We start from the raw sequence: 16,663 nt of genomic DNA, 5'->3' as shown, positions 1-16,663 counted from the left end.
CCCATCGGGGATAAGCGGGTCCATGAACTGACTACAAAATTTGTCGAGAAGAGACTTATGACTGCGATCCAACCCCCAGTGATTGAGCACAAGCCTGCGTTCTGGAGCCGCCCTCGCCTGTTCATCGGCGCCTGCGTGGTGGTGGTTGCCGGTATCGGCGGCGCGCTCTACACCCAGGACAGCGTCAAATCCGCGGCGACATTGGTGACCACGACCCAGCAGCCAGCCGCACAAATCATGGCCCACAAGGATTACCTGGAAGTGCAGCCGATTGCCTCCACGGCGCCAGCACCGGACCAAAGCCTTGAACTCTGGGCGATTCCCAAAGACGGCACACCGGTATCCCTTGGCCTGCTGCCGGAGGATGGCAAAGGCATCATCGGCCTGAATCCGCGCCAGCAAGAAAGCATCAGCAAGCCGGTGGAGCTGATGGTGAGTTCGGAAACCAAGGGTGGCTCGGTGAGCAAGCAACCGACAGGGCCGACCGTCTACCAAGGCGCCCTGGCCACGCGCTAATCACCGGCTGACACTCGGTTTAAATGTAGGAGTGGGCTTGCCCTGATGCCGATCCGTTAAGCGAACGCAATGTTCAAAGCAACAAAGATCAAATGTGGGAACTGGCTTGCCTGCGAAAGCGATAATGCAGTGACTGACACATCGCCTTCGCGGGCGAGCCTGCTCCCAGAGATGGTCTCATTTGCAGACTCACCGGCCGACCCGTTGCATGCCCCGTAACCTGCTGTAGCAGCTTCCAAGGAACCTAACCCGTGTAACGCCCCACCCAGATCGGCCTCCCAACGCAGAGCAGGGAGGACTACCTCGTGGACAAGGAGTTATAACGATGATCGGATGGGTACCTAATCTCTTTTCCCTAGTCACCGCCTACAACCTGCCAGCCAGCAACGCAGCCGTCGACACGGGCCAATGCCCTGCCGTCAGCGACATCCATTCAAAACCCTACACAGACCCCGACCTGCCGCCGCCTTATGGCGAGGGCTATCAGTATTCAGCCCAAACCCAAGGCAAAACATGGACGGGGCAAACCGCCGGGACCAACGATGATTTTCTGGACCCGGAATACGCATTGCAGGCAGAAGCCATCAACGTGCGCGACGGTAAGGTGCACTGTGATTACGGTGGAAAACGTTTGATAAAAAACGGTGAGGTGGCCGATCCCTATTTGCGGTTGACGGCGCTTAAGTGATGCACAGGGCGACTCGCAGGTCGCCCTTTGTTTGCTTGCGCATCAACTGGCAGTTTCCAAAGAACCTGTAGAAGCGGGTTTGCTGGAAATAGCAAACCTCAGACAAGTCCTACTTAACTAACAATAGAAAACTATCAAACTGCAGCCAACCCGTTCTAACAACAACCAAGCCACGGGCCAGGCCCCTCACGAAGTGCCGAAAACAGCAATGAATTTTTCGGAGAACGACATGTTTAAATCCTTCTTAAAACCCGGACTACTTGCAATTGCGCTGTTCGGCCTTCCGGCCGTTGCAAGTGCGAGCGGGTTAGCGAGCGCTATCGGCACCATCACTGTTCCGATTGGAAACTCTTTCTCAAATCAAGCTGTCACTGAATCAGCATTTTCTCATTCATGCAGCACTGGGAAGTTTGTCGGCTACGTTCAAGGCGTTATTGCCGGTAGCGGAAGTACCATACATTACGTGCGCGTAGACAGGTACCGAATTGTGAAAACCGACGGGCACACCGACAGAAGCAAAGCCAATGTCAATATCAAGACCGTCAGCCGAAATGGAACCCGCGTGACAAAGTCAGCAGATGCCATGAAGCAGGACAGGCAATGGCATGATTTGAAAATGGCCAACTATAACCCCGGTTTGCGAAGTGCGGAAATTGAGATGATATTTGATAAGTCCGGGTCCGACCCTAGATGCTTTATCTCGATCTAAGCCGCTGATTGTTCGCCGCTGGTGCTCTTGCATTTACAAAAGCACCGGCGTCAGGCACCTAGCCAAATGAAAAGACAACTCGCACACGGTTTTTTGTTTGCATGCGAACAGTCAAATACATTGTCGCCATCCCGCCTCTTTTATCGAACATCCTGAACTTCAAATGCTCGTGATCCCTGCCCCCCCGCTCGCCCTCTCGCTGCAGGGCGTATGCAAGTATTATCAACTTGCCAAACAGCCCATCTCAATTCTTGAGAACATAAACTTGCAGATAAACGCAGGTGACCACTGTGCCGTGCTCGGCACTTCGGGCTCAGGTAAGAGCACATTACTTAACATACTCGGCCTCTTGGACCGGGCTGATGAAGGGCGGTATGAGTTTTACGGACACGACACATCCAAGGCGACACCGGATCAACTGGCCGTGTTACGCAACCGACACCTAGGTTTCATCTACCAGAACTTCAACCTGATGCCACGCCTCAGCGCACTGGACAACGTCGCCTTGCCTCTCTCCTACCGTGGCCTTGGCCGGCGAGTAGCCCTGCAGCGTGCCATGCACAGACTCGACCAGGTCGGCCTCAGCCACCGGGCACATCACCTCCCCGCCGATCTGTCTGGCGGCCAACGACAGCGAGTCGCAATTGCGCGAGCTCTCGTGGGGGAGCCTTCCCTGATTCTCGCGGACGAGCCCACTGGCAATCTGGACAGCCGCACGGCAAACGACATTCTGGAGTTGTTGCTGGCAATCAATCGTGAGCACCGCGTCACGCTGATTGTCGTCACCCATGATTTAGACATCGCCGCGCGCCTGGACAGACAAATCTTCGTTCAGGACCGAACCCTGCGTGAGCACGAACCGTGTCAGAACTGATGAGCGGCGGGAGCCAAACTTTTCGCGACCTGATACATGACGTCAGAACAAACCTGCGGACCTTGGGCAAACGCGCAGTGCTCACCCTTCTCGGCGTCGTCATGGGGAGCTGCTCGGTGGTCGCCCTCATCAATATCGGTCACAACGCCGCCGAAGAAGCCGCTGCAATCTTCCAGGGAATGGGTGTCGATACACTAGTTGCACAGGTTTCAAATGCCGCAGATACGAGGCAAACCTCGCCGCTGCCCGCAGGCATTACTCAACTGCGCAATAAAGTCCCTGATTTAGTGAACATTGCACCCGTTGCCCTGATGGGCAACTCAGTGACGTTCAAGGGGCGCGACATTTCTATCCAACTGATCGGCTCAACGCCCCCACTGAAACAGGCGTTGGGCTTGGAAGTGCATGAAGGGCGTTTTCTGAGCGAATTCGATGACCAAGCCACTCATGCAGTGATAGGCCGCCAGCTCGCCGATGAACTCTCCAGCGCTGGCACGCCGGTGCGCATAGGCGACACACTACGAGTGCAACATGCACTGTTCCAAGTCATAGGCGTTCTGCATCCACGGTTTGCGTCGGCGATTGCTCCGTTCGACCCCAACACCTCCATGTTTATTCCACTGCAAGGTGTCAGCCGACTACAAGCTTGGGCGCCAGTCACCCACGTTTTCGCACGTGCTCCGGGCGCGCGTCCTATTGGTAGCGTGGCGTCCGACTTCAAACACGGATTAAGACAGCTATTTCCCGGCCAGGACATCGACGTTCTGGTCCCCCAGCAGATCATCGACGGCCTGTCCCAACAGAATCGAACCTTCACCTATCTGCTAGCCGCCCTCGCTGGCATTTCGCTTATCACCAGTGGTGTCGGGGTGATGAACGTCATGCTGATGAGCATCGCGCAACGGCGTCGAGAAATCGGTTTGCGCATGGCCATGGGCGCTCGTCCCCGCGATATCCGCAACCTGTTCATGATCGAAGCACTGACCTTGACCACCTTGGGAGCACTTACCGGAGCCATCCTGGGCGTCGGCTTGGCCCTCATTTATGCCCGTGTATCGGGATGGAGCTTCGCGCTGTCGCCAATGTCGGTGCCGTTGGGCATTGGCAGCGCGATAGTAGTCGGTATGTTTTTTGGGCTTTACCCCGCCCTTTCCGCCTCGCGGCTACAACCTGTGGAAGCGCTGCGTGAAGACGAGTAGATACCTGGTGCTGACCGCAGCGTTTTTCTTGTGTGTCCAGAATGCCAAAGCCTCCTCGCTGTTAAGCGAGCAGACTATCGGCATGAGTCTGGCGGATGCCCTTTACCTTGGCCTGCGCAACAACCGTGAAATACGCAGCGCTTACTTGCAAAGGGAGGGCCAAAAATTCGACCTGCGCGTGGCTGAGGACGCGTTCAAGCCAAAACTCTTGCTCAAGAGTGAATACACAAACATCAGAAGCAGCGAAGACCAAGCTCGTCAACTCGCACTTACCCCCACGGCTACGTTGCTCGGACAGTACGGCACGCGCTTGAACGTGGGATGGACCCAGCAGCTCAACCATTCCGAGCAGGTGGGCCACCTGCGCAGCGACGGGATAAACCTGGAAATAATCCAACCGTTATTGCGCGGATCCGGCCCGGATGTCACCACCGCCCCCCTGCGGCTCGCAAGACTGTCAGAGCAAGCCAACCGCCTGAACCTCAAGGCGAATGTTTCTCAAACGGTCTCCACCATCATCACAACCTATCGGGAGCTGATCAGGGCTCAGGAGCAACTGGGCATCGTCCAGGCGTCGCTTCAAAGGGCGCAGGCCTTGTTGACGGTGAACAAAGCACTGATCAACGCCGGGCGCATGGCTCAATTTGAAATCGTGCAGACCGAAGCTGACATCGCCGTCCAGGAACTGAGTGTCGAAGAAGCGCAAAACCAGCTGGATATTCAACGCCTCGCCCTGCTGCGTCTGCTGGCACTGGATTTGTCCACGAACATTCAGGCCACCGAGGCCGTACAGGCAACTCCACTGGAGGTCGATCTGCCACAAGCCATACACCTGGCGCAAGCTCAGCAACCTCAGTACCTCTCCACATTGCTCAATGGCCAGCAGGCCGCGTTGGACATGATCCTCGCCAAGGATGCCGCTCGCTGGGACCTCTCTCTGGTGGCGGGTGCCAGTCAGGTGCGTGAGCACCCAGGCACCGGCTCTGCTCGGCGCTGGGAAAGCTATACCGGCCTTCAGTTGGAAATCCCCATCGGCGACATCAGCACCCGCCAAGCGCAGACACGTGCGCGTATCAATGTAGAACAACAGCAGTTGCTAATCGCCGACGCCCGTCAAGAATTGGAACGCAACGTCAGCAACGTAGTGCGCGAACTTGGCACCCGCTGGCGTCAATATGAAATCGCCCTGCGTGCCAACGAACTGTCCACGCGCAAGCTGGACATCGAGCGCGAAAAACTCAGCGTCGGGCGCTCCAGCAATTTTCAAATCATCAGTTTCGAAAACGATCTGCGCGATGCGGAAAATGCACGTATCAACGCACTCATCGCTTATCTGAACGCCCAGACGCAATTGGACGAAACCCTCGGCATGACCTTGGAAAAATGGGAGATTGCACTTGAAGGCCCACACTGAAAAGGCCTGTCACTCGCACTATTGGCGCATAGGTTCGATGATGCTGATAGCGTTGATTGGCGCTGCATTGATCGTGAAAAAAGTTGCGATTGCGCCGCCCCCCGCACCGCAATGGGTGAGCGTGCAAACCAAGCCAATGACGCTACATATCGGCCTGGTCGGAAAATTCGAGCCTATCCAAACCATCGTGCTCAACGCACCATTCGAAGGCGTTATCCAGTCCCTCGAAGCCGAACAGGGCCAGTGGGTACAGAAAGGCCAAGCGCTTCTGAGCATGGACCCTACGCTGATCGAGCTGCAGTTACGCGAAGCCCTGTCCGGGCAACTCAAAGCCCAACGAACCGTGCACGAGTTGAACAATTGGGAAAACGGCACTCAAGTCACACGAGCGCGTCGTGCGTTACGCACCGCCGACATCTCACTGAGCAACCTGGAAGGCAGGCTACGAGAAAACCGCCATCTGTTCGAACGCGGCATTATTGCGCGCAACGAACTTGACGAACTAGAGCAGCAAACGAAGTTGCAACGACTTGAACGCAGCAGCGCTCAAAACGAGCTGAACGCGTTATTAGACGAAGGGAAAGGCCAGGCTCGGCAGATTGCCGAAATGGAGCTGACCAATGCCACGGTGAGGTACGAACAGCTGCAACGGTTGATTGCCAAACAAGTCGTGGTAGCACCGTTCACCGGCGTTATTGTTCCTGTAAATGCCGCACAAGGGGCCGGAGTAACGCCTCTCGTACAGACCGGCTCAAGGGTCAGTCAGAATCAGGCTCTGCTGGGTTTGGCCAATACCGAAACACTCAAGATCGTCACTACGGCATCCGAGCTGGATATCAACCAGCTGCAACCGGGACAGCGCGTTGAAATCCTGGGTGATGGATTTCTCGGCGAGCCGCTGCTTGGCCATGTGCAAGCGGTCGGCAACCTGGCCTTGCCCAGCGATGACCCCGGCGACAGTGCACTGTTTCCCGTCACACTGAGCGTGGCGGCATTGACGCCAGGACAGGCCAAGCGTATCCGTCCCGGTATGAGCGCACGCCTGAACATCACGGCCTACCACAATGAACAGGCCATCATCGTGGCGCCCGAAGCGATAAGCCAGGAAGGCAGTGAAATGGTCGTGATTTACCGTAAAGGCGAGGGCCAGCCGATTGAACGCCGGATCGTAGAGGTGGGCCATGCCAACGCCGAGGGCGTAGAAGTTTTTGGTCTTGCACCCGGGCAGGTGAGCCTTGGCAGCTCATCGCGAGAATGATGCGCGTCTTTGTTAAACAAAGGGCGACCCGCGGGTCGCCCTTTGTTTGCTTTGCCTTTACGCCGCACTGAACAGCTTGTGCGGATCAATCACAAACTTCTTCGGTACACCCGCATCGAACTCGCCATAGCCACGTGGCGCATCATCAAGGCTGATCACCTGCACGCCGACGATCTCAGCGATGTTGATACGGTCCCACATGATCGCCTGCATCAGTTGGCGGTTGTACTTCATCACTGGCGTCTGCCCGGTGTGGAAGCTGTGGGATTTGGCCCAGCCCAGACCAAAGCGAATGCTCAGGCTGCCCATTTTTGCGGCGGCATCGACAGCACCTGGATCTTCGGTCACATACAGGCCTGGGATACCGATCTTGCCTGCCACACGTACCACGCCCATCAGCGAGTTGAGCACGGTGGCCGGGGCTTCGGCCTTGACGCCGTCGTGGCCGTGGCCGCGTGCTTCGAAGCCCACGCAGTCAACGGCGCAGTCCACTTCGGGCTCGCCCAATAACGCGGCGATTTGTTCGTGCAGCGGGGTGTCGGTGGACAGGTCGACCACTTCAAAACCCTGGGCCTTGGCGTGGGCCAGGCGGATCGAGTTGACGTCGCCGATGATCACCACCGCTGCACCCAGCAAGCGAGCGGAGGCGGCAGCCGCCAGACCCACCGGGCCGGCACCCGCGATGTAGACAGTGCTGCCTGGGCCGACGCCGGCAGTAACAGCGCCATGGTAGCCAGTGGGCAGGATGTCGGAAAGGCAGGTCAGGTCACGGATTTTCTCCATGGCCTTGTCACGGTCCGGCAGTTTCAGCAGGTTGAAGTCGGCATACGGCACCAGCACGTACTCGGCCTGGCCGCCGGTCCAGTCGCCCATGTCCACGTAGCCGTAGGCGCCACCGGCACGGGCCGGGTTGACGGTCAGGCAGACGCCGGTGTGTTGTTCCTTGCACGAACGGCAGCGGCCGCACGCGACGTTGAACGGCACGGACACCAGGTCGCCGATTTTCAGGTTCTCGACGTCGCTGCCCTTCTCGATGACTTCACCGGTGATTTCATGACCGAGCACCAGGCCGGTCTGGGCCGTGGTGCGCCCACGCACCATGTGTTGGTCGGAGCCGCAGATGTTGGTGGAGACCACGCGCAGGATGACGCCGTGCTCAATCTTCCTGCCACGGGGGTCCTGCATTTTGGGATAGTCGATTTTCTGTACTTCGACCTTGCCGTTGCCGAGATACACGACACCACGATTACCAGACATGCTTTCACCTCGCTGTTGTTTTTATGGAACTGCGTTGCCCTTGGGGCAGCGCGTTAAGTGCTCGGGTACAGATGCTGTTTCTTGTGTTGCTTGTAAGGGCCTCATCGCAGGCAAGCCAGCTCCCACAGTGGATCGGGTTCACACATCCAGGAATGGGAGCTGGCTTGCCTGCGATAGGGATCTAAAGAACGACGGTGCGATTGGCGTTCAAGAACACCCGCCGCTCGATGTGATACCCCACCGCCCGCGCCAATGTGAGCCCTTCGATATCCCGCCCCTTGGCAATCAAATCTTCGGGATAGTGGCTGTGATCCACCACTTCCACGCCCTGGGCGATGATCGGCCCTTCATCCAGATCGTTGTTGATGTAATGCGCCGTGGCGCCCACCAGTTTCACACCCTTGTTGTACGCCTGGTGATAAGGCTTGGCGCCCTTGAAGCCCGGCAGCAATGAGTGGTGAATGTTGATGGCCTTGCCGTCCAGCTTGCGGCACAGCTCCGGTGACAGCACTTGCATGTAGCGCGCAAGGATCACCAATTCGGCGCCGGTGTCTTCAATTACCTGCCACACCTGACGCTCCTGGGACGGTTTGTCGTTGGGGTCCAGGGGGAAATGGTAGTAGGGAATCTGGTGCCAGTCGGCCAACGGTTTCAGATCAGGGTGGTTGGACACCACCGCGACCACATCCATCAATAATTGGCCGATACGCTGGCGGTACAGCAGGTCGTTCAGGCAGTGATCGGCCTTGGAGACCATGATCACCACTTTGGGCCGATAGTTCGGTGCCGTCAGTTCGAAGATCATGCCAAAGGCTTCGCCACGGGTCGCCAGGCCTGCGCGAAAGGCTTGCTCGTCAAAACCGTCGGGCTGGCGGAATTCCACACGAATGAAAAACCGGCCGGAAAGACGGTCATCGAAAGAATGGTGCTCGGTGACGTAGCAGCCCTGCTCGAACAGGTAGCGGGTGACCGCGTCCACCGTGCCGAGCACGCTGGGGCAGTCGGCGGTCAAAATCCATGTATCGGGTGCGCGGCTCATGGGTCACTCCTCAGGCTGATCATTCCCACGCTTTGCGTGGGAATGATCATCATGCGACAACGCTCAGGCCGAACTCAGCCGAGGCATCCTGCAACCACAACCACCAGTAATCCGAGAAGCTGCGACGGATCAGCAGTTCCCAGGTGTCTTCAGCCGTATGACGGATCACCAGTTGCGACTTGGCGAACACCGTACCCACGGCTTTGCCGACCGGGAAGTTGTTGGGGTGTACGTCGTAGCTGGTGGACTTCATCAGCACATCGCGCACATTCGGGCCGCTCAGTTCAAGAATCTGCTGGCCGCCGCTGACGTTGACGATCTGGATATGCAGGTCGCCCAGGGCGGCGCGCAGGTTTTGCTCGGCGGCAAACTCTTCACCGCTCGGCACAATCAACAGCCACTCATCCGGGCCGAGCCACTGAAGGCTGGTTTCACCTTTGAAGACCACGCTCAGCGGGCCGGGCAGTTCGATACCGACGGCCTTGTGTACGCCGGCGGCGAAGGCGGCGTCGTGGCCATCGCCACGGATAGTCAGGTGGCCGAGGAGTTTCTTTTCACGCACGGTCACGCCGGCATTCTTGCGGCCCTTGCCGACCAGGCTGGCAAGGTCGGCATGGTGCAGCGACGACTCGGCCTTGGCGCCGGTGGTGGGGCGTTGTTGGTAAACATTGGCTGCTGTCATAAAGCACCTGTTCTGAATTCTGTTGATCGTTCCCACGCTCCGCGTGGGAATGCCGCCATGGACGCTCTGCGTCCGCCCTTGGGGCGCAGAGCGCCCCGGAATGCATTCCCACGCAGAGCGTGGGAACGATCAGGTGTCAGACGTTCTGCCGATCACCTTTGGGGTCAAAGAACACCGAAGACACAATCTCGGCTTCGATCACGCTGCCATCCGCTTGCGGCGAGAACACCCGCTCACCGATGCGCTTCAAGCCGCCCTTCACCACACCCATGGCAAACGAATAGCCCAGGGAGTTATGCGCATAACTTGAGGTAACGTGACCCACCATCTTCATCGGAATCGTCTGCTTCGGATCGAACACCAACTGCGCGCCTTCCGGCAGCCACACGTTCGGGTCGATCGGCTTGAGCCCCACCAACTGCTTGCGCTCTTCACGCACGCAGTCTTCACGGTTCATCCCGCGCCAGCCGATCCACGAGAACGGCTTGGTACGGCCAACGCACCAGCCCATGTTCAGGTCGTCCGGGGTCATCGAGCCGTCGGTGTCTTGCCCGACGATGATGAAGCCCTTCTCAGCGCGCAGGACGTGCATGGTCTCGGTGCCGTACGGGGTCAGGTTGTACTTTTTGCCGGCCTCGACGATCTTTTCCAGCACACCCATGGCGTAGTCGGCCTGCACGTTGACTTCGTACGACAGCTCACCGGTAAACGAGATACGGAACACCCGCGCCGGCACGCCGCCCACCAGGCCTTCCTTCCAGGTCATGAACGGGAAGCCGTCCTTGTCCAGGTCGATGTCGGTGACTTCACTGAGCAGCTTGCGGCTGTTGGGGCCCGACAGGGTCATGGTTGCCCAATGGTCGGTGACCGAGGTGAAGTACACCTTGAGGTCCGGCCATTCGGTCTGCTGGTAGATTTCCAGCCACTGCAGCACGCGGGCGGCGCCGCCGGTGGTGGTGGTCATCAGGAAGTGGTTATCGGCCAGACAGGCCGTCACGCCGTCGTCGAAGACCATGCCATCTTCCTTGCACATCAGGCCGTAGCGCGCCTTGCCCACATCGAGCTTGGTCCAGGCGTTGCTGTAGATGCGGTTAAGGAACTCACGGGCATCCGGACCTTGAATGTCGATCTTGCCGAGGGTGGAGGCATCCAGCAGGCCGACGCTGTCACGCACCGCCAGGCATTCACGCTTCACGGCGGCGTGCAGGTCTTCACCGTTACGCGGAAAATACCAGGGGCGTTTCCACTGGCCAACGTCCTCAAACTCGGCGCCGTTCTTAACGTGCCAGGCTTGCAGCGCGGTGTAGCGTACCGGCTCGAAGATATGCCCACAGTGACGGCCCGCTACGGCGCCGAACGTCACCGGCGTGTAGTTGGGACGGAACATGGTGGTGCCCATCTGCGGGATGGTCACGTTCAACGAACGGGCGGCGATGGCCAGGCCGTTGACGTTACCCAGCTTGCCCTGGTCAGTGCCGAAGCCCAGCGCGGTGTAGCGTTTGACGTGCTCCACCGACTCGAAACCTTCGCGGGTGGCCAGTTCGATGGCGGCGGCGGTCACGTCGTTTTGCAGGTCGACAAATTGCTTTGGCGCTCGTGCGGTAGCTTTTTCGTGGGGTACCTGGAACAGCGCCAGGGTGGGTTCTTCAAGACGACTCAAGGCTTTTGGCAGCGTGCCTTCAACCGGGGCAAAACCGGCTTCGCTGGCCGCACGCACGCCGCCTTCAAAGCCATCGGCGAGGGAGTCGCCAAGGCCGTAGACACCGTTGATGCCACCCACGCACACGCGCTTTTGCGGTGCTTCGCCGGGTACAAACCCGAGAATATCTTCACGCCAGGTCGGCTTGCCGCCCAGGTGCGAGGCCAGGTGCACCACCGGGCTGTAACCGCCGGAGCTGGCGACCAGGTCGCAGTCCAGCCACTCGCCGGGGCTGGTGACTTTGTGCGCCTTGACGTCGATGGCTGCCACGCGGGCACCGGTCACGTGCTTACTGCCACGGGCCTCGATCACGGCGCTGCCGGTGAGGATGCGAATGCCTTTGGCGCGAGCTTCTTCAACCAGAGCCCCGCGTGGGTTGTGGCGCGCATCGGCCACCGCAACAACGGTGAGGCCCGCATCGAACCAATCCAGCGCAACGCGGTAGGCATGATCGTTGTTGGTCGACAGCAGCAGCTTTTTACCCGGTGCCACGCCGTAGCGACGCACGTAGGTAGACACCGCACCCGCGAGCATATTGCCCGGCACATCGTTGTTGCCATACACCAGCGGACGCTCGCACGCACCGGTGGCCAGCACCACACGCTTGGCACGCACACGGTGGATACGCTGACGCACCACGCCAATCGGCGCACGATCACCGAGATGGTCGGTGAGACGCTCGTGAATGGTCAGGAAGTTATGGTCGTGGTAACCGTTGACGGTGGCGCGGGGCAGCAGCACCACGTCCGGCAGGGCTTTCAATTCGGCAATGACGCTGGCAACCCATTCAGTGGCCGGCTTGCCGTCGAGGCTTTCGCGCGAATCGAGCAGCGAACCACCGAACTCTTCCTGCTCGTCGGCGATGATCACACGGGCACCGCTGCGCGCAGCGGCCAGCGCAGCCGCAAGGCCCGCAGGGCCTGCGCCCACGACCAGCACGTCGCAATGACGGTTGAAGTTGTCGTAGGTGTCCGGGTCGTTCTCGGTGGGCGAACGGCCAAGGCCCGCCGCCTTGCGGATGTACTTCTCGTAGGTCATCCAGAACGATTGCGGGTACATGAAGGTTTTGTAGTAGAAACCCGGCGGCATCAGCTTGCCGCCGACCTTGCCGAGAATCCCCATCATGTCGTTGTTCACGCTCGGCCAGCCGTTGGTGCTGGTAGCAACCAAGCCTTGGTACAGCGCCTGTTGGGTGGCGCGCACGTTGGGGATCTGCGTGGCTTCGGTGGCGCCGATCTGCAGCACCGCGTTCGGCTCTTCGGCGCCCGCGGCAAAGATGCCCCTTGGGCGCGAGTACTTGAAGCTGCGGCCAATGATGTCGACACCGTTGGCCAGCAGGGCTGCGGCCAGGGTGTCGCCTTCAAAACCCTTGTAGCTCTGACCGTTGAACGTAAACGTCAGGACTTTATTACGGTCGATGCGGCCACCGTTGGACAGGCGATTGATCTGGCTCATACCTTCTCTCCAGAGGCCTTGGCGGTGAACTGAGGCTTCTCACCGATCTTGTAGGTTTCAAGAATTTCGTAGGTCACAGTGTCGCGGGTGGCGTTGAAATACTGGCGGCAACCGGCGGCATGGATCCACAGTTCGTGGTGCAGGCCGCGCGGGTTATCGCGAAAGAACATGTAGTCGCCCCACTGCTCGTCGGTGCAGGCATTCGGGTCCAGCGGGCGCGGGATGTGCGCTTGGCCGGACGCGTGGAATTCCTCTTCGGAGCGCAGTTCGCCACAGTGAGGACAGAAGATATGCAACATAGGGGATTTCTCCTGTTAGTGGGCGACGGCCGCAGCGCCGTGTTCGTCGATCAGCGCACCGTTGTGGAAACGGTCGATGGAAAAAGGTGCGGCCAGCGGGTGCATTTCACCCTTGGCCAGGCTGGCGGCAAACACGTTGCCTGAGCCTGGGGTGGCCTTGAAGCCGCCCGTACCCCAACCGCAGTTGAAGAACATGTTCGGTACCGGGGTTTTGGAGATGATCGGGCAGGCATCCGGCGTGGTGTCGACGATGCCGCCCCACTGGCGGTTCATGCGCACCCGTGACAGCACCGGGAACATCTCGACGATGGCCTGGATGGTGTGCTCGATCACCGGGTACGAACCGCGCTGGCCGTAGCCGTTGTAGCCGTCGATACCGGCGCCGATCACCAGGTCGCCCTTGTCGGATTGGCTGATGTAGCCATGCACGGCGTTGGACATGATCACGCTGTCGATAATCGGCTTGATCGGCTCCGACACCAACGCTTGCAGCGGGTGGGATTCGATCGGCAGGCGAAAGCCCGCCAGCGAGGCCATGTGCCCGGAGTTACCGGCAGTGACCACACCGACGCGCTTGGCGCCGATAAAGCCCTTGTTGGTTTCCACACCGATGCACACGCCGTTTTCCTTGCGGAACCCGATCACTTCGGTCTGCTGGATCAGGTCCACGCCCAAGGCGTCGGCAGCGCGAGCAAAGCCCCAGGCCACGGCATCGTGACGGGCCACGCCGCCGCGACGTTGCACGGTGGCGCCGAGCACGGGGTAACGGGTGTTCTTGGAGCAATCCAGATACGGGATTTCGTCGGCCACTTGCTGGGCATTCAGCAGCTCGCCGTCCACACCGTTGAGGCGGTTGGCGCTCACGCGGCGTTCGGAGTCACGGATGTCCTGCAGGGTGTGGCACAGGTTGTACACGCCACGCTGGGAGAACATCACGTTGTAGTTCAGGTCCTGGGACAAACCTTCCCAGAGTTTCATAGCGTGTTCGTACAGGTGCGCCGACTCGTCCCACAGGTAGTTGGAACGCACGATGGTGGTGTTGCGCGCGGTGTTACCGCCGCCCAGCCAGCCTTTCTCGACCACCGCCACGTTGGTGATGCCGTGTTCCTTGGCCAGGTAGTAAGCGGTCGCCAGACCATGCCCGCCGCCGCCGACGATGACCACGTCGTAGACCTTTTTAGGGGTCGGCGTGCGCCACATCTTCTGCCAGTTTTCGTGATGGCTGAGGGAGTGCTTGAAGAGGCCGAAGCCTGAGTAGCGTTGCATAGTCATTACTCCAAAACCGCGCTCAGCGATAAACCGGGAAATCAGCGCACAGGGCAGACACGTGCTTGGCCACGTTCGCCTCGACATCGGCGTCGCCGAGGTTGTCGAGGATGTCGCAGATCCAGCCGGCCAGTTCGACGCACTGCGGCACCTTGAAGCCACGGGTGGTCACCGCCGGGGTACCGATGCGCAGGCCCGAGGTCACGAACGGCGACTGCGGGTCATTCGGCACCGCGTTCTTGTTGACCGTAATGTGGGCGCGACCCAGGGCGGCATCCGCCTCTTTGCCGGTGAGGCCCTGGCGGATCAGGCTGACCAGGAACAGGTGGTTATCGGTGCCGCCGGAGACCACGTCGTAGCCACGTTTGATGAACACTTCGGCCATGGCCTGGGCGTTATCGATCACTTGCTGCTGGTAAGCCTTGAAGCCGGGCTCCAGCGCTTCCTTGAAGCACACGGCCTTGCCGGCGATCACGTGCATCAGCGGGCCGCCCTGGGCGCCGGGGAATACCGCAGCGTTGAGTTTCTTTTCGATTTCTTCGTTGGCCTTGGCCAGGATCAGGCCGCCCCGTGGACCGCGCAGGGTCTTGTGGGTGGTGGTGGTGACCACGTCGGCATAAGGCAGCGGGTTCGGGTACAGGCCGGCGGCGACCAGCCCGGCGACGTGGGCCATGTCGACGAACAGCAGCGCGCCAACCTTGTCGGCAATCTGACGGAAGCGTGGGAAATCAAGGGTCTTGGAGTAGGCCGAGAAACCTGCCACCACCATCTTCGGCTTGTGCTCGACCGCCAGGCGCTCGACTTCGTCGTAGTCGATCAGGCCGGTGTCGGTGTTGATGCCGTACTGCACCGCGTTATACAGCTTGCCCGAGGACGACACTTTGGCGCCGTGGGTCAGGTGACCGCCGTGGGCCAGGCTCATGCCCAGAATGGTGTCGCCGGCATTGATCAGCGCCAGGTACACGGCGCTGTTGGCGGAGGAACCGGAGTGCGGTTGCACGTTGGCGTAATCGGCACCGAACAGCTGCTTGGCGCGCTCGATGGCCAGGGCTTCGACCTTGTCCACATGCTCGCAGCCGCCGTAGTAGCGCTTGCCCGGGTAGCCTTCGGCGTATTTGTTGGTAAGGCCACTGCCTTGAGCTTCCATCACGCGCTTGCTGGTGTAGTTCTCCGACGCGATCAGCTCGATATGATCTTCCTGGCGCTGCTCCTCGGCATTCATCGCCGCCAGCAGTGCGTCGTCATATCCCTGGATCTGGTCTTGTTTGCTGAACATCGCGTCTCTCCCAGCCTTTCGTATTGTTGAGGCCCTCGCAGGGCCCTTTGATGCGATGGTAGGGCTGGCGCGTGCGGGCCAAATGCCTGCGCACGCCACGCAAAGGTGCGTTTACGACATGGCCTGAGCAAATGCTAACTGGGTGCCTACAAACTGTAGGAGCGAGCTTGCTCGCGAAAAACCTGAGGGCGCCGCGTTCAATCAGGCAGCCCGCGTTATTGTTGACGTTTTTCGCGAGCAAGCTCGCTCCTACAAGGGCTAGGCAATGAGCTTGCGAACGAGTAGCAACAGAAGAAAATGCATGGGATACAGGGCATAGGCCCAGCGTCGCATGGCGGGGGGGTTGGCGTTTTTGCCATGTCGCAATAAGACCAATCCTGCCAGCGGCGCAATCAGACATGCAGCCAACCCCGACAGCGCCACAAGCGTGCCGCTATTGAGCAGAATCTGCCACTGATTGGCGGCGACGCAGACTAAACCCGGCAGCACGCTGAAATACCAGGGCCGGCGAAACACCAGCAATATCGCCAGTGGCAGCAATACACCAAAGAAACCGAACATCAACTGGTGTGAAAACACGGCCGCCATGGTGACGGCGATCAGCGCCAATCCTCGATCAACCAACGTCTTTTGCTGCCAACCTCGGGCAACCAGCATGCCCAGCGCCAGGGTCGGCAACACGTTCAAGGTATCGGCATCTTCGATGAACATCCGATAAGGCACTTCGCTGATCACGCTGAACAGCAGCAACCAACCCAGGTAGCGCCAATGGCCCGTCACTGGGGCGTAACGGACACGGTGCAAATTAGCCGCAATCGCCAGGCAAAACCATGGAAACGCCAGGCGCCCCGGCACGTATAGCCCATCCAGACTCAGCCCCACATAGCGCAAATGATCGAGCACCATACTCAACAGCGCCAGCCACTTGAGCAGATCCAAAGCGCCATCTCGGACAGGTCCGACAGGCAAGGTTTCAGTACCGTGCATAATTCCCCAACGACTTTGCATTTACAGTGCGTGCGTGCCCCCGGC

15 protein-coding genes are annotated in these 16,663 nt (G+C 59.4%); 7 read left to right on the top strand and 8 right to left on the bottom strand.

The window, feature by feature from the left end; all coding sequences use genetic code 11:
• The first annotated feature begins 57 nt into the window (after window positions 1–57).
• The 7 genes from OC445_RS07055 (at window position 58) to OC445_RS07025 (ending at window position 6,658) form a co-directional block, all read left to right on the top strand.
• Window positions 58–516 (top strand): anti-sigma factor domain-containing protein, encoded by a 459-nt coding sequence (locus tag OC445_RS07055; RefSeq protein ID WP_034128870.1) that lies wholly within the window; start codon window positions 58–60, stop codon window positions 514–516.
• Between the two features lie 325 nt (window positions 517–841).
• Window positions 842–1,204 (top strand): hypothetical protein, encoded by a 363-nt coding sequence (locus tag OC445_RS07050; protein WP_054920761.1) that lies wholly within the window; start codon window positions 842–844, stop codon window positions 1,202–1,204.
• A gap of 229 nt (window positions 1,205–1,433) precedes the next feature.
• Window positions 1,434–1,913 (top strand): hypothetical protein, encoded by a 480-nt coding sequence (locus OC445_RS07045; RefSeq protein WP_054896760.1) that lies wholly within the window; start codon window positions 1,434–1,436, stop codon window positions 1,911–1,913.
• 163 nt (window positions 1,914–2,076) lie between these two features.
• Complete coding sequence (locus tag OC445_RS07040) at window positions 2,077–2,787, top strand: ABC transporter ATP-binding protein (protein WP_054920764.1); 711 nt, start codon at window positions 2,077–2,079, stop codon at window positions 2,785–2,787.
• A complete protein-coding gene (locus OC445_RS07035; RefSeq protein WP_054920766.1) occupies window positions 2,787–3,986 on the top strand; it encodes an ABC transporter permease in 1,200 nt (399 codons plus the stop codon). The genes OC445_RS07040 and OC445_RS07035 overlap by 1 nt, the downstream gene beginning before the upstream one ends.
• A gap of 7 nt (window positions 3,987–3,993) precedes the next feature.
• Window positions 3,994–5,400 (top strand): TolC family protein, encoded by a 1,407-nt coding sequence (locus OC445_RS07030; RefSeq protein WP_253249865.1) that lies wholly within the window; start codon window positions 3,994–3,996, stop codon window positions 5,398–5,400.
• Window positions 5,384–6,658 (top strand): efflux RND transporter periplasmic adaptor subunit, encoded by a 1,275-nt coding sequence (locus OC445_RS07025; RefSeq protein WP_374225735.1) that lies wholly within the window; start codon window positions 5,384–5,386, stop codon window positions 6,656–6,658. The genes OC445_RS07030 and OC445_RS07025 overlap by 17 nt, the downstream gene beginning before the upstream one ends.
• A 57-nt stretch (window positions 6,659–6,715) precedes the next feature.
• Here OC445_RS07025 and fdhA read toward each other — a convergent pair whose 3' ends face one another.
• The 8 genes from fdhA to OC445_RS06980 form a co-directional block, all read right to left on the bottom strand.
• Window positions 6,716–7,915 (bottom strand): formaldehyde dehydrogenase, glutathione-independent, encoded by a 1,200-nt coding sequence (gene fdhA / locus OC445_RS07020; RefSeq protein WP_014720230.1) that lies wholly within the window; start codon window positions 7,913–7,915, stop codon window positions 6,716–6,718.
• Window positions 7,916–8,096: 181 nt separating this feature from the next.
• The gene (purU, locus tag OC445_RS07015) at window positions 8,097–8,954 is read right to left on the bottom strand and encodes a formyltetrahydrofolate deformylase (RefSeq protein WP_262020027.1); all 858 of its coding nucleotides are present in this window, start codon (window positions 8,952–8,954) and stop codon (window positions 8,097–8,099) included.
• Between the two features lie 49 nt (window positions 8,955–9,003).
• A complete protein-coding gene (locus OC445_RS07010; RefSeq protein WP_014720232.1) occupies window positions 9,004–9,636 on the bottom strand; it encodes a sarcosine oxidase subunit gamma in 633 nt (210 codons plus the stop codon).
• A 136-nt stretch (window positions 9,637–9,772) separates the two neighbouring features.
• The gene (locus tag OC445_RS07005) at window positions 9,773–12,790 is read right to left on the bottom strand and encodes a sarcosine oxidase subunit alpha (protein ID WP_054896756.1); all 3,018 of its coding nucleotides are present in this window, start codon (window positions 12,788–12,790) and stop codon (window positions 9,773–9,775) included.
• Window positions 12,787–13,089: a sarcosine oxidase subunit delta gene (locus OC445_RS07000; protein ID WP_003194855.1), complete on the bottom strand. Its 303-nt coding sequence runs from the start codon at window positions 13,087–13,089 to the stop codon at window positions 12,787–12,789. Before OC445_RS07000 ends, OC445_RS07005 begins: the two co-directional genes overlap by 4 nt.
• Before the next feature lie 15 nt (window positions 13,090–13,104).
• Complete coding sequence (locus OC445_RS06995) at window positions 13,105–14,355, bottom strand: sarcosine oxidase subunit beta (protein WP_003176546.1); 1,251 nt, start codon at window positions 14,353–14,355, stop codon at window positions 13,105–13,107.
• Between the two features lie 22 nt (window positions 14,356–14,377).
• Window positions 14,378–15,631 (bottom strand): serine hydroxymethyltransferase, encoded by a 1,254-nt coding sequence (gene glyA, locus OC445_RS06990; RefSeq protein ID WP_003194857.1) that lies wholly within the window; start codon window positions 15,629–15,631, stop codon window positions 14,378–14,380.
• Between the two features lie 258 nt (window positions 15,632–15,889).
• On the bottom strand, window positions 15,890–16,618 hold the full coding sequence (locus OC445_RS06980; RefSeq protein WP_198790995.1) for a TraX family protein: 729 nt from the start codon (window positions 16,616–16,618) through the stop codon (window positions 15,890–15,892).
• Window positions 16,619–16,663: the final 45 nt, after the last annotated feature.

The organism is Pseudomonas sp. Pse35, from assembly GCF_024519715.1.
In the GTDB taxonomy this organism is placed as follows: domain Bacteria; phylum Pseudomonadota; class Gammaproteobacteria; order Pseudomonadales; family Pseudomonadaceae; genus Aquipseudomonas; species Aquipseudomonas paracarnis.
The sequence above is the reverse complement of the archived record's forward strand: the minus strand, read 5'-3'. Positions and strand labels throughout refer to the sequence as shown.

What these genes read in the sequence shown, in the direction of transcription:
- OC445_RS07055 (WP_034128870.1), top strand. Translation starts at nt 58, where the DNA reads ATGACTGCGATCCAACCCCCAGTGATTGAGCACAAGCCTGCGTTCTGG.
- OC445_RS07050 (WP_054920761.1), top strand. Translation starts at nt 842, where the DNA reads ATGATCGGATGGGTACCTAATCTCTTTTCCCTAGTCACCGCCTACAAC.
- OC445_RS07045 (WP_054896760.1), top strand. Translation starts at nt 1,434, where the DNA reads ATGTTTAAATCCTTCTTAAAACCCGGACTACTTGCAATTGCGCTGTTC.
- OC445_RS07040 (WP_054920764.1), top strand. Translation starts at nt 2,077, where the DNA reads ATGCTCGTGATCCCTGCCCCCCCGCTCGCCCTCTCGCTGCAGGGCGTA.
- OC445_RS07035 (WP_054920766.1), top strand. Translation starts at nt 2,787, where the DNA reads ATGAGCGGCGGGAGCCAAACTTTTCGCGACCTGATACATGACGTCAGA.
- fdhA (WP_014720230.1), bottom strand. Translation starts at nt 7,915, where the DNA reads ATGTCTGGTAATCGTGGTGTCGTGTATCTCGGCAACGGCAAGGTCGAA.
- purU (WP_262020027.1), bottom strand. Translation starts at nt 8,954, where the DNA reads ATGAGCCGCGCACCCGATACATGGATTTTGACCGCCGACTGCCCCAGC.
- OC445_RS07010 (WP_014720232.1), bottom strand. Translation starts at nt 9,636, where the DNA reads ATGACAGCAGCCAATGTTTACCAACAACGCCCCACCACCGGCGCCAAG.
- OC445_RS07005 (WP_054896756.1), bottom strand. Translation starts at nt 12,790, where the DNA reads ATGAGCCAGATCAATCGCCTGTCCAACGGTGGCCGCATCGACCGTAAT.
- OC445_RS07000 (WP_003194855.1), bottom strand. Translation starts at nt 13,089, where the DNA reads ATGTTGCATATCTTCTGTCCTCACTGTGGCGAACTGCGCTCCGAAGAG.
- OC445_RS06995 (WP_003176546.1), bottom strand. Translation starts at nt 14,355, where the DNA reads ATGCAACGCTACTCAGGCTTCGGCCTCTTCAAGCACTCCCTCAGCCAT.
- glyA (WP_003194857.1), bottom strand. Translation starts at nt 15,631, where the DNA reads ATGTTCAGCAAACAAGACCAGATCCAGGGATATGACGACGCACTGCTG.
- OC445_RS06980 (WP_198790995.1), bottom strand. Translation starts at nt 16,618, where the DNA reads ATGCACGGTACTGAAACCTTGCCTGTCGGACCTGTCCGAGATGGCGCT.